Annotated in this window: 14 protein-coding genes; 1 reads left to right on the forward strand and 13 read right to left on the reverse strand. The window is 46.9% G+C overall.

Annotated features, from left to right (window positions below):
• Positions 1–3: 3 nt before the first annotated feature.
• The 13 genes from B3N33_RS01595 to speE form a co-directional block, all read right to left on the reverse strand.
• A complete protein-coding gene (locus B3N33_RS01595) occupies positions 4–1,017 on the reverse strand; it encodes a hypothetical protein (protein WP_214059934.1) in 1,014 nt (337 codons plus the stop codon).
• The gene (gene hflX, locus B3N33_RS01600) at positions 1,014–2,294 is read right to left on the reverse strand and encodes a GTPase HflX (protein WP_349682097.1); all 1,281 of its coding nucleotides are present in this window, start codon (positions 2,292–2,294) and stop codon (positions 1,014–1,016) included. The genes B3N33_RS01595 and hflX overlap by 4 nt, the downstream gene beginning before the upstream one ends.
• A complete protein-coding gene (gene hfq, locus B3N33_RS01605) occupies positions 2,269–2,511 on the reverse strand; it encodes an RNA chaperone Hfq (protein ID WP_099828549.1) in 243 nt (80 codons plus the stop codon). Before hfq ends, hflX begins: the two co-directional genes overlap by 26 nt.
• On the reverse strand, positions 2,504–3,424 hold the full coding sequence (gene miaA / locus B3N33_RS01610) for a tRNA (adenosine(37)-N6)-dimethylallyltransferase MiaA (protein WP_292591961.1): 921 nt from the start codon (positions 3,422–3,424) through the stop codon (positions 2,504–2,506). The genes hfq and miaA overlap by 8 nt, the downstream gene beginning before the upstream one ends.
• Positions 3,421–4,203: a class I SAM-dependent methyltransferase gene (locus tag B3N33_RS01615; RefSeq protein ID WP_102819374.1), complete on the reverse strand. Its 783-nt coding sequence runs from the start codon at positions 4,201–4,203 to the stop codon at positions 3,421–3,423. Before B3N33_RS01615 ends, miaA begins: the two co-directional genes overlap by 4 nt.
• Positions 4,200–4,391: a hypothetical protein gene (locus B3N33_RS01620; RefSeq protein ID WP_258394188.1), complete on the reverse strand. Its 192-nt coding sequence runs from the start codon at positions 4,389–4,391 to the stop codon at positions 4,200–4,202. Before B3N33_RS01620 ends, B3N33_RS01615 begins: the two co-directional genes overlap by 4 nt.
• Before the next feature lie 47 nt (positions 4,392–4,438).
• Positions 4,439–6,850 carry an ABC transporter permease subunit gene (locus tag B3N33_RS01625; protein ID WP_292591963.1) on the reverse strand — a complete coding sequence of 804 codons (2,412 nt, stop codon included), beginning with the start codon at positions 6,848–6,850 and terminating at the stop codon, positions 4,439–4,441.
• Positions 6,851–6,859: 9 nt separating this feature from the next.
• Positions 6,860–8,188: a carbohydrate ABC transporter permease gene (locus tag B3N33_RS01630; protein WP_292591965.1), complete on the reverse strand. Its 1,329-nt coding sequence runs from the start codon at positions 8,186–8,188 to the stop codon at positions 6,860–6,862.
• A gap of 1 nt (position 8,189) precedes the next feature.
• Positions 8,190–9,035, reverse strand: a complete 846-nt coding sequence (folP, locus tag B3N33_RS01635) for a dihydropteroate synthase (RefSeq protein WP_292589381.1) — start codon at positions 9,033–9,035, stop codon at positions 8,190–8,192.
• Positions 9,035–10,618, reverse strand: a complete 1,584-nt coding sequence (locus B3N33_RS01640; RefSeq protein ID WP_292591967.1) for a CTP synthase — start codon at positions 10,616–10,618, stop codon at positions 9,035–9,037. Before B3N33_RS01640 ends, folP begins: the two co-directional genes overlap by 1 nt.
• 16 nt (positions 10,619–10,634) lie before the next feature.
• A complete protein-coding gene (locus B3N33_RS01645; protein ID WP_292591969.1) occupies positions 10,635–11,486 on the reverse strand; it encodes a deoxyribonuclease IV in 852 nt (283 codons plus the stop codon).
• Positions 11,487–11,496: 10 nt separating this feature from the next.
• The gene (gene lepA / locus B3N33_RS01650; RefSeq protein ID WP_102819367.1) at positions 11,497–13,311 is read right to left on the reverse strand and encodes a translation elongation factor 4; all 1,815 of its coding nucleotides are present in this window, start codon (positions 13,309–13,311) and stop codon (positions 11,497–11,499) included.
• A 166-nt stretch (positions 13,312–13,477) separates the two neighbouring features.
• The gene (gene speE / locus B3N33_RS01655; RefSeq protein WP_292591972.1) at positions 13,478–14,353 is read right to left on the reverse strand and encodes a polyamine aminopropyltransferase; all 876 of its coding nucleotides are present in this window, start codon (positions 14,351–14,353) and stop codon (positions 13,478–13,480) included.
• A 288-nt stretch (positions 14,354–14,641) separates the two neighbouring features.
• Here speE and B3N33_RS01660 point away from each other — a divergent pair, with 288 nt between their 5' ends.
• Positions 14,642–15,661, forward strand: coding sequence for a rod shape-determining protein (locus B3N33_RS01660; RefSeq protein ID WP_103134023.1), 1,020 nt, complete (start codon positions 14,642–14,644; stop codon positions 15,659–15,661).
• Position 15,662: the final 1 nt, after the last annotated feature.

Raw genomic sequence — 15,662 nt, forward strand, 5'->3', positions numbered from 1 at the left:
AAACTACCTCCTCATGACTATTCTGAAGTCCTTCGAAGCCTCGTTGCCCCAGTGATCACGAACTACTACCCTGGCATCTCTTGGATTCGTCCAGTCTATGTCGTCCCAGATGTTTATCGGAAGCAAACTGAGAGATATCCTGGAGTTAAGGTTAAACCAGTAGTCAGACTCTGTCGATGGCGAAGAGTATATTTCGTGGACCCTGTCTGCTTCGTCCAAATCGAAAGAAACGAAGTCAATCTGATACACGAGATTGTTTTCAACATAAAGCTCGATCGTCTTCGGGCTGACCGGATGCCTCAGTTGCACCTTGGCATGGAGATCCAGAGGGGTGCTGGGGGTCATTTCGATCGTTGGCTTTCCCTGTGCGAAAGAATAGGTCTTTCCGCCTGCCCTTATGTCAAGAATCTCAACCGCAGATGTCGGATTACCTGTGTCAAAATAGAATCCGGGATTGATTATCGTCTTCATAGTTGAATCTCTTACTTCGAGATGAAGATGAGGCGGCACATTTCCACTGTTTCCGGATTTCGCAACAACATCGCTTTTCCTAAACGGAAGCTCTCTCGGGTCGAAGGTTACTTCGATATATTGATCTCCAAACTCGGAGATCAATTGATGATAAAGATCGTTGAGTTTTCTTCCGGTGAGAGAGGAAGTATCTCCAATCTCGTTAACGTGAGCGAATATAACATTGATTCCTTTCTCGTTTGTGAGAATGTTCGTAACCTCTGGAAGCATCAGAGCTATACCGATCCCGTATATGGGATGATTTAAGTATATCTGGTGAACATACGAGTTGTCCGGAGAAAGGAGATCTAATCCAACGATGCTTCCCGTGGAGTAATCCATTCCCATATGGAAGTGCTCGGGATAATTGATGTTTCTTGAGTTGCCACGATACTCGCCAAAGTAACCTGTTACTTCTGGAGCCCTCTTCAGCGGAAACAGCAAAGTCGCAGAAAACAGCACACCTACTAATAAGAGTACCGCTGTGACCGACAATAATCTCTTCATTTCCTTCCCTCCTCACAAATAGAAGAAATGAGCCTTTTATTTATCTCATCGGAGGACACATACTCAACCTCAATAAGATCCTTTTCGTAGTTCTCAGAAAGAATTTCAACCGAACCCCTGAACCTCATGAAGCTCGAAAACTCGGTAGGTTTAAGTCTAAGTTTTCTCCGAGATCTCTTACCGTATAGCCGCGTTGATATCTCGCTCAATATACCTTCGATATTGTAACTCTTCAGAGCACTAACCATCACGGCTTCTGGAAAGATCGTCCCGAGCTCCGCAAGTCTCTCATTCGTGCATAGATCGATCTTATTCAAGACATGGATCCTCTTGATTTCACCGGCGCCGATGTCCCGCAGGGTACGATCGACGATTTCATATTTCTCTTTGACTGCCATGTCAGAGGCATCGGAAACTACAGCCAGGAGATCCGAGTATTTGACTTCATCTAACGTCGATCTGAAACTCTCCATCAATTCGTGTGGCAGTTCTCTAATGAATCCAACGGTATCTGAAATGAGAACCTGCATTCCTGCAGGTAGTCTAGCTCTCCTGACTCGAGTATCAAGAGTCGCGAACAATTTGTTCTCTACAAGAAGGTCTTCACTGCTGATTTCAGATACCAGCGATGACTTCCCAACATTCGTATATCCTACAAAGGAAACCAGTGGGATCGACGAAACGAGTCTTTTCTTCCTCGAGATCTCTCTCTGCCTGCCCATCTCTTCTATGTCTTTGCGAAGCCGAGAGATTCTGTCCTGCGCCTGCCGCCTGTCCGTTTCAAGCTTCTTCTCTCCGGGCCCTCTTGTTCCTATTCCCGCTCCAGTCTGTGAAAGCATCCTTCCGAAGCCTTTCAGCCTCGGCAACTGATACTTAAGACTGGCCATCTCAACTTCGAGTTTCCCTTCCTTGGTCGATGCGTGGTCCCCAAAGATCTTCAGGATAAGTTGCGTCCTATCCATTACGGGGACTCCAAGAAGCTTCTCCAGGTTCATTGCCTGAGATGGAGACAGCTCATGACGGGTGATAATGAGGACTGCACCAAAAGCTTCCAGTGTTCTCCTCGCAAAATCCACCTTGCCTTTGCCCAGATAGTGACGGGGATCAGGGTAATCGAGGTTCTGGACCACCGTCTCAACGATTTCGTACCCAGCAGTCCGGGCGAGCTCGTTAAGCTCGCCCAGTATTTCTGACTTGATATTCTGCTCTTCAGACGAAAAAACAGCGACAAGTAAAGTGTCTATGCTCGCTTCAGTCCTCCTTCTTGCCAGTAGTATTCGTCAATTTCACGTACTTCTGGGGAACCATCATCTTGATTGCATGTTTGTAGACCAGAGTCTGCTCCTGACCGTCCTCAAGCAGCACCGTGAAATTGTCGAACGACTTGACCAAACCCTTCGTCTGGAATCCCCCTTCGAGGTACATCTTCACTTCGATCCTGTTAACCCTAAGAAGATTCAGGAAACGATCCTGCAAATTGAACTTTTCAGCCATTCTTACCCCCCCAAACTGAGAGAATCGCATTTTCTAAAACCCGAGCAGCCTCACCTTCCAGACTGGACAGGTCAATTCTCAGAGCTTCTGAATATCTTCTAAACCACATAATCTGACGACGAGCGTATCTTCTTGTGTTCACAAGAATCCGCTCGATGGTATCCGAAAGGGATACACCACACCTAACATATTGTACCATTTCGGCGTAACCTATTGTCTTAAATGCGTTGAGCTCGGGCCCATAGCCTTTCGACAGAAGGCTCTCGGTCTCATCGGCAAGGCCTGCGCGAATCATCTCATGTAGACGACTCTCTATTCTGGCATGGAGCTCGCTCCTATCCCTTTCAAGAATGACAAGAAAAAACTCACGATTGTGATCTCTCTCGTTCTGCAACTCAGTTAGCGGTCTTCCCGTTTTGAAGAAAACCTCAAGATACCTTATAGTTCTCTTGAGATCGTTCTCGTGGAATCTTTCAAAGGCATTCTTGTCGACTCTTTCCAGGATCTTCCTCAGCGATCCTTTGTTTTCGGATTCTATCTGAAGAAGGGCCTCTCGCACCGTTTCATCTCTAGGAGGGACGTCCACCAAACCCTTCATAAGGACCTCGGCGTAAAGGCCAGTTCCACCGGCGAGAATCGGGATCTTCCCTCTAGCAGTTATGTCCGCAACACTTTCCAGAGCAAGGTTTCTGAACTCCATCACATCAAAGTCTTCATCAGGATCACGTATGTCGATCAGCCAGTGCTTAAGGACGGCCTGTTCACTCTCGGTCGGCTTGGCCGTGCCGATATTCATGAAACGGTAGATCTGACGCGAATCAACGGATACAATTTCTATCGGGAGTCTCTGAGCCAAATCCAGAAGAAGCGATGTCTTTCCCACAGCGGTCGGTCCGAGGAGAATTGGTATCATTCTTTATCAATAACCCCGTACAGGACACCGCTCTTTTTGCTGCCCCAGAGCCTGTCAAACTCGAGATCGAGCTCTTCGAAGAGGCTGTCTCGTGTTCTGCTTTTGATAATAAACCTCTTTGATGAAATCCTGATCATTTCATCGACGTCCGATCTATTTATCCTTTCATACATCGCAAATGGCCTTAGAGGGTTAATCGAATGAGACCTCATCTGCGGGCTGTCAAACATAGGATCACAATAGACTATATCGTAGGCATTGTCTTCACAGCCTTTCACAAAGTCTCGTAAATCTCTATTATGAAGCTCTATCCTTCTCGAAGCCTCTATTAACCATTCATCTGCATAGGGGTAGTTGCGAAGACCGTGAGAAACGATCCTGTATATGTGTTCGGACGCCTCCAGGCCTATCACTTTGCCCTCAGGCAGATAGTGCGCGATAAGAAGCGCTTCATTTCCGAGACCGAACGTTGTATCCAACACAGTTTCACTTCCGGAGAGATCCATGCTCTTGATCAAATAGTCGGAGTCTTGAAGCCTCATGTTCTTGAATCTTACCTTTGACATTCCGGGGTGAAAGAAGAAAACCGTCTCCCTATTTCTAATGGTTAACTGGCCATTCTTATCGAAAACATAGTAGAAGTCGAGCGAATGCTCGCTCTCAAATTGCTTAAGCCGGCTTCTTGAAACATATTTAACACCGAGTTCTTCGGCCAGCTCTCTCGCAGAAGACACCTCTTCTTTCGTCGGTTTGTACGAAGTCGTAACCACGAATCTCATCTGTTTTCTCCATTGTTGATGCCAGGAATCAACTCTCTAAGCAGATCAAGTTCGGATTCCTTGATTCTTATCTCTTTCTCGAGCGCATCATACTCTTTCTGGAGATTCTCCAGTCTTCTTTGAGCCTGTTTGTAGCTAAGGTAAGCGTTGACATTCGTTATCGCCAGGAGCGATAAGAGAAGAGCCATGAACAAGAACAACCCGAGCGGGAATCTTGACTTATCCTTCTTGCTCTTTATTTGAGACCACTCCTGGCAATTCCGGCAATGAAGTACTTCTGCGTAATCAAGAAGAGAATTACAACAGGAATTATCGAGAAAGTGGCAGCGGCCATCAAAAGGTGATAGTCGCTTCCGGTAGCCGAACTGAAATTCTGGAGCCCGACAGGTAAAGTTCTAATCTCCGGACTCTTTGTAACAATAAGAACCCAGAGGAAAGAATTCCAGCTTCCAACGAATTTCAGCAGCGCACCAGTAATCACCGCCGGCTTTGAGAGCGGAACGAGAATCGTCCAGAGAAAACGCCACTTTGAGAGTCCGTCTATCATAGCCGCATCGTAGAGTTCATTAGGAATCGTCATGAAATGCTGCCTCAGAAGGAATATCGCAAAGACGGAGACAACCCACGGAACGATTAGAGCATAGTACGAGTCCACCCAACCGAGCGCCGTAAGCGTGATATAGTTCGGGACCAACAGGACCTCGCCAGGAACCATCATCGTTGCCAAAAAGAGCGTGAACAACAGATTCTTGCCGAAGAAATCCATCTTCGCAAAGGCGAATGCGGCCATCGCCGCAAAGATTATCTCTACAAAAGTCGTAACCATCGCCACAAACACAGTGTTGAAGTAGTACCTGCCAAACGGAGCCGCATTCCAAGCCGAAACGTAATTCTGGAAGAAGTTCTTGAACGTTTCAGCAAATGTGAAATTCGCCTTGCCCGCTGGAACATCGTCTTTAAGCCAGACTGCGTGTATTCCCGCAAGCTTTATGTCAAAGGACTTCGCTCCGGAAGGAGAGATTATTCCCCTGTAATAGACCCTCTCAACCTCGACCGGCTTGATTGAAAGGTCAAGCTCGCTGAAAATGTCGGAATGTACCTTCGAGAAAGTACCGACCATAGAAGTCTCTTTCCATCTACGTCTGATGAAATCAGCAAACGGTTCTTGACCACTTATGTTCGCCTGTCTATCAAGGTTGGCTACTATTCCTCCGACCCCTATCGTTTGACCGGCAGATGAGGCCACTTCTCTCAAAAGGGCCACAAGATCAGCATAAGTTGTGTTCTGATCCATTGCGCTTCTGACCTTCCTGTCAAGCTCCGGATTAGCGGCAACAAGTAGTGATGTCCTCAAGAAGTTCATTGCGTCGTTGACGACCTCTAGCGGTGTTTGAGTATTCGTGAAGTACTGCGAAAGGCTGTTCTTGAAATCCCTGTCGAGATAGTTCAAAAAGATCGTAACTGCACTTCGAACATTGGATGGATTAATTGCGGAAAGCAGATAATCCTTCAGCTCCCGCTCAACATTCCAACTCTCTATGAATTGCGAAAGCAACGCATGGACCTCAGCATCGGTTCTGATTCTACCCACAATCGAAGAACCTGAAAGATTGGCGTTCTGAGATTCGTTGTAAAAGACTTTTATGTCGGAGTAAAGGTCAAGCAAATCCGACCATTGCACCAGCCCATCAGGGATGCTTTCCAATGAACGCTCCAGCTGGCGTACAGACAGGGACATCCGAGCGTCTCCAGCAGAGACTTCTTCAGACAAAGCGATAATCTCGGAGACAGCCTTCCGAATTTCATCTGTGCTGCTTCTAAGATCGGCCACGATCCTTTCTAGTTCGCTCAGTTCGGTAACTCCTGTTGTACCGGTTCTGTAAGACTCAAGTGACTCTATTGACTTTGCAAGAGCAGCAACAGGCCCTTCAAGGAGTACAGCCGACTCTTCGCGGATTCTTGCCTTCATCTCTTTGGTTGCATCGGTATCTATTGGCAGTTCCTTCATCGCAGTCTCAACGCTTTGAGATAGCCTTTCGATCGCTCTTGAGTACTGCGCTCTTAGAGAGCTAACCAGGACTACTCTCTTCACAAACCCACCATCACTATAGACAGCTGCGTTGAAGAATCCGTCAAGAAATCTCCCTGCATCTTCTACCGGTAGATCTCTTAATGACTTTGCATGAGCATCCGGTACGTTATCCTTGATCGCGCTATATCTGTCGACCAATTCGGCAAAGAGCTGTTCATCAACTTGCGATGCGTAGTTTGCAGGAGCGCCATCTCTGCCAAGCAGCTGGATCTCTATTTCGCCTCTCCTTATGGGGTCATCGTTCAAATTAACAGAAAGGGTATCAAAACTAACTGACTCTTCCATCAGTGCCGCGAAGTTCCTGAATTCGCTAAGACTCAGCGTCGCAAGATCGACAGAGGCGCTGGTGCTCTTCTGCTTAATCTGAGTCTTAAAGGTGAAGGAGCTTGCTGCATTTTTCGTGGTCCAAACTGGCGGCCAGCTAGAAACCTCGCTGGGAGCTTTGAACGACGTGGCAACCATCCATGCAAATGGAACGAGCATCAGGAATGCTCCCCCAATAATTACTACATAGAGAAGGATTTTCGAGATTATCTTAGTCGATGATGTGGTCATCTGCGCACCTCAACCCTCATAGTGAACGCGCTTCTTGCCTACGTACATCTGTACCATAGTAAGAATCAGGATTATCACGAATAGTATGTAGGCAGCTGCGCTTGCGACTCCCATTCTCTGCTGATTGTAGAAGGCATCAAATACATAGTAGACAAGTGTCAACCCACTCTTGTTGACAGGTCCGGGCAGTCCCTGGTATAGTATGAAAATCTGCGAGAAGACCTTGAATGCACCTATCATCGTTATTATCATAATGAAGAACGTCGTACCCGAAAGAAGCGGCCACGTGATGAATTTGAACTTCTGCATGCCGCTTGCTCCATCGACATCTGCAGCCTCATAATACGATCTATCTATATTCTGAAGACCGGCAAGGAAGATTACAGTGGTGTAGCCAACGTGCTGCCAAACCGAGACTATGGCGATAGTCGGAATGGTCCACACTTCTTCCTTAAGCCAGGCGATCCTCGGCAGATTGAAGATCGAGAGAACATAGTTCAGTAACCCGAACTGGTCATTGAACATCCACTGCCATACCAGAGACACGGCTACTACTGACGTGACAAAGGGTATGAAGTAGGCAGTCCTGAACAGAGAACGAAGCTTGATGTTTTTGTTGAGAAGCATCGCTATGATCAGAGCAAGACCTATCTGAGTAGGCACGGCAAGCAAGACGTAATAGACGGTGTTGTAGATAGATTTCAGAAAGTCCGAGCTCTCTTTTGCAAGAGTGAAGTACTGAACAAAGTCCGCGCTTTGCTTCAATACTACAAAGGCCAATACGTAATATAGGGCAGCGAAGAGAATCATCGTAGACCACTGGCTGGACCTCATCTTAATGCTCTGAATGCTTCCTCTCCTTCGGAGAAGCACAAAGAGCCCCAAACCCATCAATCCAAGTCCAGCGAACAGTCCTGCAGCGGAAAGATCACTCGATAAGTTGCGCAGCAGGATATAGCCGATTAGCGCAGCAGCGAACAATCCGTACAAAAGCGAGTGGCCTTTCTTTGTTTTGTCGTATTTGCTCATTAGCCCGAACAGATGATAGAGAATCTGAATCACCACAAGAACAACAACGACGTATACTGCCGTGTTTATCAGCGAGTTGACAAAACTCAACTGAACGGGATATGTAAGTCTGAAAAGCTCCTTATAGTTGTCAAGACCTATGAAGTACCGGGTAGTTGAAGTATAATCCCATTTGAAGAAACTCAGAACAAGAGAGAAGCCGATCGGCCAAAAGACAAACACACTCAAGATCACTATCGAAGGCAATAGAAAAAGATACGCTTGCCAAGTCTCCTTCCAATACTTCTTTGAACGCTTAGCGTAAGGCAAATCATTCCCTCCCATTTGCTATGCATGGGTTTAGTATCTTAAGTATACCAAAGATTCGACCGTGCTCCTGAACATCATGGATGCGAATTATCTCGACCCCTTTCAGATACAGGTAAGTTGAGATTGAAAGCGTCTCTTCCAATCTTTCTTCTACCTGTGTTCCCGTAATCTTGGAGATGAAACTTTTTCTTGAATGCCCTACAAGAAGAGGGAACCCCAGTTGCTTGAACTTAGAGATGTTTCTCAGTATCTCGATGCTCTGCTCCGCATTCTTGGCAAAACCTATCCCCGGATCGAGGATTATCCTCTCTCTACTTATCCCCGCTCTAATTGCGCGGTCTGCTCTTTCAACCAGCCATGCCGAAACCTCTCCGACCACATCGCGGTAATCGGTCATCGCGCTCATAGTAGCAGGGTCTCCTCTCATATGCATAATTATTACTGCCGCATTGTTCTCCGAGATGACGTGGATCATCTCCTCTGAACTAAGCCCCGTAATATCATTTACTATGTCCGCTCCTTCAGAAAGTGCGAGTCGGGCAGTTTCGCTGTTGTAAGTATCAACAGAAATAACGGCATCCGGCCTCCTGTTGCGCAGCTGCCTTATGACCGGGACTACTCTGGAAATCTCTTCGCCGATACTTACCTTCTCCGCGCCCGGCCTTGAAGACTCTCCACCTATATCGATTATCGAAGCTCCCCAATCTAGCATCCTTATCGCGGCTTCTACGGCAGTAACTCCGCCTTGGTACCTGCTGCCCGGGAAGAAAGAATCCGGAGTCACATTGAGTACCCCCATAATAACGGGGCTGGAGAGATCGAGCTTTCTTCCACCGCAGAAGATCACTATTGATTCCTTCGCTTCTCTATGACTCGCTTGACGAAGAGTTCGAACACCGGATTAGGCTTGCCCACTTTCGATCTGAACTCGGGATGATACTGAATTCCGACAAAAAAACTCTTTTCGGGAAGCTCGACTGCCTCCACGAAAGTCGCTTTTGAGGATATTGAGAGTTTCTTTACATCGATTTCTCCGGGCATTCTGAAGAGCTCGGGGAAGCGATCAAGGTTGACTTCGTATCTATGCCTGTGCCTTTCATAGACTAACGGTTCGTTATAAGCTTCAAAAAGGACGGTGTTTTGCTCAATAGGAGTCTCTTGGGCACCAAGTCTCATGGTTCCGCCGAGTTTCATGATTTCCTTTTGTTCTTCCATAATGTCAATTACGGGATAAGGGGTCGACGGATCGAACTCCGTAGAATTGGCTCCCTCATATCCGGCGACGTTCCTTGCAAACTCGATAACCATAAGCTGCATCCCAAGACATATTCCAAGAATTGGAGTATCTTCTTCTCTGGCGGCCTTTATTACTGAGATCTTCCCTTCTATTCCCCTCTTTCCGAAACCGCCGGGGATGATTATCCCGTCGTACTTCCTGAGCTCAGATTTTATTTGCTCTTCCGTCATGTCCTCAAAACACTGCGAGTCGATAACTTCGGGTTTGCTTACTCCACAAAGCGCGATGCTTTCCGAAATGCTCTTGTAAGCATCATCGGTGCCAAGGTATTTTCCGATCAGCGCGATTCTTGCTGGAAGGAATGATCTGGGGTAATTCCAATCGAACCTTTCCTCAATTTCTATACTGAGCCAGGCGGCAATCTTTCTATGAATCCCGTACGAGTAGACTATAAGAGGAACATCATAGACGTTTTCGGAGTCGGGCAGATTGTAGACCATCTGTCGATCAACTCCACCGAAGAGAGCGATCTTGGCAAGCTCATTCTCCTCAATAGGCTTTTCGGACCTGACAGCGATCATCTGAGGTTGAATGCCAATTCTTCTGAGAAGCTGGACAGACTGTTGAGTAGGCTTGGTCTTGAATTCGTTGGTCACTCTGAGGTAAGGAACATATGTTACATGAATAAAGAGGAAGTTCTCAGGACCTTCTTCGACCCATAGTTCGCGAACGGCTTCAAGGAAGATCTCACCTTCAATGTCACCGACGGTACCACCGATTTCTATCATTATGAGTTCACCGGGAACACTCTTGATTCGTGACTTTATTTCGTCTGTAACGTGAGGAACCATCTGTACGGTCGCCCCGAGAAAGTCTCCCTCTCTCTCTTTATCGATTATTGTCTTGAATACCTGGCCCGCGGTCATATTATTTTCTCTTCTCATGTTCTTTCCGAGAAATCTCTCGTAGTGTCCAAGATCGAGATCTGCCTCGTATCCGTCTTCTGTGACGAAGACTTCACCATGCTGATTAGGATTCATCGTTCCGGCGTCAAGATTTAGATAGGGATCGATCTTGAGGGTGTTAACCTCTACCCCACATTCCTTCATTACACGCGCGATGGAGGCAGAGAGTATCCCCTTGCCAATTCCGCTTATTACACCTCCGGTAACCACAACGAACTTCTTCTTCATCGATTACAGTCCTCCACTATCCGAGTAGTCTCTTAATATACTCAATTTCAGAAGCGTGATCCTCATCGTCCCCAGGCGTCTCCAGAAGCCAAGGTTTTTCCTGAATTCTCTCATTGGAAAGAAATTCTCTGAAACCATCGTCTTTTCCGATATGGCCTTTACCGATCATCTCGTGTCTGTCTTTGCCGGCACCTAGAGGAAACTTGCTATCGTTAAGATGTATCATCTTCAGTTTTTCGTAGCCCACCGTAGAATCAATCTTGTCGATTAGTCTCGAGGTACCTTCCTTGTTTCTTATCTCGAAACCCGAATCGAACCCGTGACAAGTATCATACGTTATTCCGATTCTCTCTGGTTGTACGGCTCCGTCAATAATTGACTTGAGTTCCTCAAAGCTGCTGCCTATGTGATTTCCTTTCGCAGCAACGTTCTCGAGCAGCAGCATGACATCATTTTCCCGGTTCTCGCCTAGTACAATCTCTATACCTTTCAGAATCCTCGCAATTCCCTCCTCGAGACCATCTCCAAGGTGGCTCCCGGGATGGAAGTTCAAATACTTCAGACCGAGGGAAGCGGTTATTTTCATCTCAAGGGAAAGCAAAGTAACGGATTTTCCCCAAACTTCCTCGTTAGGAGAGGCGATGTTGATCAGATAACCCGAATGTACCATAGAATCAAAGGGATCCAGCGATTCCCTTTTCATTTCATCTTTAAAGCTATTCGACATCTCCTCTTTTGGAAGCGATGCTCTCCACATTCTGGGACTGTGAGGAAATATCTGGAAGGCGTTGCCGCCTATCGAAACAGTTTCTTTTGGGACTCTGTCAAAGCCCTTCGATGTGGACATGTGTGCTCCAAGCTTTATCATTCGGTTCACCTCATCGCTCTTCTTCGCCAATCCTTAGAATAGCGAGGAAAGCGTTTTGCGGAATCGATACCTGCCCAATCTCTCTCATCCGCTTTTTCCCCTCTTTCTGCTTCTCAAGGAGCTTCATCTTCCTCGTCAGGTCCCCTCCATAACACTTCGCCAGCACGTCTTTTCGTAAGGCCTTTATGTCACTCCTCGCGATTATCCTACCTCTTGATTTCGCCTGTATGGGAATCTGAAACTGGTGCTGAGGTATTAATTCGCTCAGCTTGTCGACAACCTTCTTTGCAATTGGATACTCCTTATCGACATGGACGATGAACGATAGTGAGTCAACGGTTTCTCTGTTGACCAGGATTGTCACTTTCACCAGATCAGATTCTCTATAGCCGAGGATCTCGTAATCCATCGATGCATATCCCCTAGAAATAGCCTTCATCCTGTCAAAGAAATCAAACATGATTTCAGAGAGCGGGGCTTCGAATCTCAGAACGACACGGTTCTTTCCGGCGTTCTCCACCGCATTGAACTCCCCTCTTTTCTCTGAAGTTATGAAACCGATGAGGTTCCCCATATACTCGGAGGGGGTGATAATAGAAAGATCTACGAACGGTTCTTCAACCTTCAGAAACTCTCCCGGCTCGGGGAAACTTGCGGGATTCGTTATCTCCTCAACATCCCCGTTCTGCATCGTAACTCTATAGACAACGTTTGGAGCGGTCAGAATGCAGGTGATGTCGAACTCTCTTTCAAGCCTCTCCCTCACTACATCCATGTGAAGCAGTCCAAGAAAGCCAACCCTAAATCCAAAACCAAGTGCCGGAGAGTTTTCTGGCTCGAAGACGAGTGCTGCATCGTTTAATTTGAATTTGTCCAGCGCCTTTCTCAGTTCATCGTAGTACTCCGGCATCCCGGGGAACATTCCGGCGTAGACCATCGGCTTCGCCTCTTTGTACCCCGGCATCGCTTCCGCGGTGGGGTTGCTGGCCGAGGTTATCGTATCGCCGATTTTCGCACTCGAAACGTCCTTTATGACGGCAATGATGTAGCCTACTTCGCCGGCATCTAGAGAGTCTGTCTTTTCCATTTGAGGCAGAAAGTATCCGACTTCTACAACTTCGAAGGTCTCTCCCGAAGACATCATCATTATCTTGTCTCCGGCCTTGACGCTTCCATCGAAAACTCTGACATGAACTACTACTCCTCTATACTTATCGTAAATGGCATCAAAGATTAGAGCTTTCAATGGGGCTTCAAGCTTTCCGGAAGGAGGCTTGACTCTGCTGACTACCGCTTCCAGTATCTCCCTCACTCCCTGACCTGTCTTCGCGCTTGCCTGAAGGCAATCGTCCGAAGAATAGCCGATGAGGTCGATTATCTCTGCCAGCGTCTCTTCAATATTTGCGTTAGGGATATCGATTTTGTTCAAAACCGGTATGAGTTCCAGATCATTCTCGATAGCCAGGTACGTATTCCCCACGGTCTGGGCCTCAACTCCCTGAGAAGCATCTACCAGAAGAATTGCTCCCTCGCAAGCCGCAAGGCTTCTCGAGACTTCGTAGTTGAAGTCGACATGACCCGGCGTGTCGATGATATTTATCTCATAAGTAATTCCGTCATCAGCCTTATAGTTGAGCTTAACCGGCTTCGACTTAATAGTTATGCCTCTCTCCCTTTCTATGTCCATCGAATCCATGAATTGATCCTGCTTATGTCTTCTGTCCACTATATCGGTTATGTCGAGAAGTCTATCGACAAGTGTCGTTTTGCCGTGGTCGATATGAGCAATAATCGATATGTTTCTTATACGATCTCTGTTATACATTAGAACTCCCTCCTGCCGGTCAAGGATGATTCTATCACGGCGTAGGTTAAGCAAGTTGAATTGAACAGAAAAGAATGAAAACATATCCAGCAAAAAAGCTGGACGAGCCATCTCGTCTATGAATAATCTGGTTTAGTCTATCACCAAGGCCTTAACGAGTTAACACTTAAAATTGACCGGTCAACTCTTTAAGAAACGTCGGAAGAGCAAACGAAGCCCTGTGAATCTCCGTATTGTAGTATCTCAAAGGTGCTCCGAAATCAAGCACTCTCTCTTCATCGAAATCTTCTCTCGGATCCGCTTCCTTAGATCCAATAGTATATGTCCACATTCCTGAAGGATAAGTGGTCATGAAACTCGTGTACATCTTCGAAATCGGGAAGACTGAAGAGATTCTGTTGTAGGCTATCGCCACCCATCCCTTGTCGTAGAAAGGATCCTCGGTCTCTGCACAGAAGACTCCATCCTTTCTAAGGGCTTTGTAACAATTAGCGTAGAATTCCTTTGTGAAAAGATGGCCACCCTCGCCTGCCGTGGGATCGGTTGAATCAACTATTATTACGTCGAAGTAGTCCTCGTTCCTTCTCACGAAGTCGGCTCCGTTTTCGTTTATTATTGATGCCTTGGGATTGTCAAGTTCGACCGACATCTCCTTGAGATAGAGTTTTGCCGCGTCTATTACATAGGGATCGACCTCGCAGAGAATCGCCTCCTCAATGGAAGGATGCTTCAGAACCTCCCTCAGACTTCCCCCATCGCCGCCTCCAATGATCAAAACTCTTCTCGGATCGGGATGCGTGAAGAGAGGTACGTGAACCAGCATCTCATGGTACATGAATTCATCGGCTTCAGTGAACATTGTTATCCCGTCCAAAACCAGGACCATGCCAAACTCAGGGTGTTCGAAGACATCTATTCTCTGAAAGGGACTCTGGTAAGAATATACAAGTCGCTTCATTTTCATAAAAAGACCTGCATTCCCTCCCGTATAGTATTCCATGAACATTAGATGATTCAAAGTCCTCAACTCTCTATCTTCCATTCCTTCACCTCCGCGTTATCATCACAATTATCTCACCGGTCTGGAACACTACAATGATTAATTCACACTATTCAAAGCTTATAAAGACTTCAAAGCTTTTGTCACAATTACTTTTCTACTTAGGCCAAATGGATTCTATCACTTTGATTAAGGCATAGTCAAACTTGCGGAATGCCTTATCTAAGGGCTCAATGAACGAAATTCCCTGATTTCTGTACTCTTCGTCATTGGGCCGCATCCTGATGGTAGAATTAAGAGTAAAGACTTTCCCCGACAGGAGGCCTTCGAATGTTCTTAAGGCAAGACATGGGTATTGATTTGGGAACTGCCAACACCCTGGTTTATGTGAAGGGACAGGGTGTGGTAACAAATGAACCTTCGGTTGTTGCTATTGACGTGAATTCAGGCAAGATCCTTCAGGTAGGCCTGGAGGCAAAGAGAATGGTGGGAAAGACACCTGCAAGCATTGTGGCGACCCGCCCGTTGAAAGACGGAGTTATTGCCGATTATGATATCGCTCTCGCAATGTTGAAGTATTTCATGGGCAGAGCAACGGGCAGACGGCGCTTCGTCAAACCCAGAATAGTTGTCGGAGTTCCTTCGGGTGCGACCGAAGTCGAAAGAAAGGCGATCGTCGATGCCGGTATTGAAGCGGGAGCCAAGAAGGTCTTTCTCATTGAAGAGCCGATGGCAAGTTCAATAGGCGCCGGGCTGAATGTTGAAGAGCCGACAGGAAATATGATTGTCGATATCGGCGGCGGCACAACCGAAATCGCCGTAATATCTCTTGGGAGTATCGTTTTGAGCCAGTCTATAAGGGTCGCCGGAGATGAGATGGATGACTATATTGTCCAGTATATCAAGGAGAAATACCGGCTCTTGATTGGTGAAAAGACTGCCGAGAGAATAAAGATGGAGGTTGGTAATGTTGTTGAGGCAGAAGAGGCCGATAGCTCTTATTCAGAAATCGTAGGTCTCGATCTCAATTCCGGATTGCCGAGAAAGATCTCCGTTTCAGGCGCAGAAGTACGCGAAGCCATTGTAGAACCGGTGGCGAGAATCGTCGAGGCGGTTAAACTCACTGTTGAAAATACGCCTCCAGAACTCATCTCGGATATTGTTCAGAGCGGTATAGTCATTGCGGGCGGAGGGTCGCTCCTCAATGGCATGAAGGAACTAATACAGGGTGAGACTGGAATCACGGTTGTTGTTGCCGAAGACCCCCTAACCTGTGTAGCCAGAGGCGCCGGTCAGGTTCTTGAGAGAGTCCCCATTCTTGAACGACTCGAAAAAGGCAACCTTAGATAGG

This window comes from Mesotoga sp. UBA5825 (assembly GCF_002432955.1).
Classification (GTDB): domain Bacteria; phylum Thermotogota; class Thermotogae; order Petrotogales; family Kosmotogaceae; genus Mesotoga.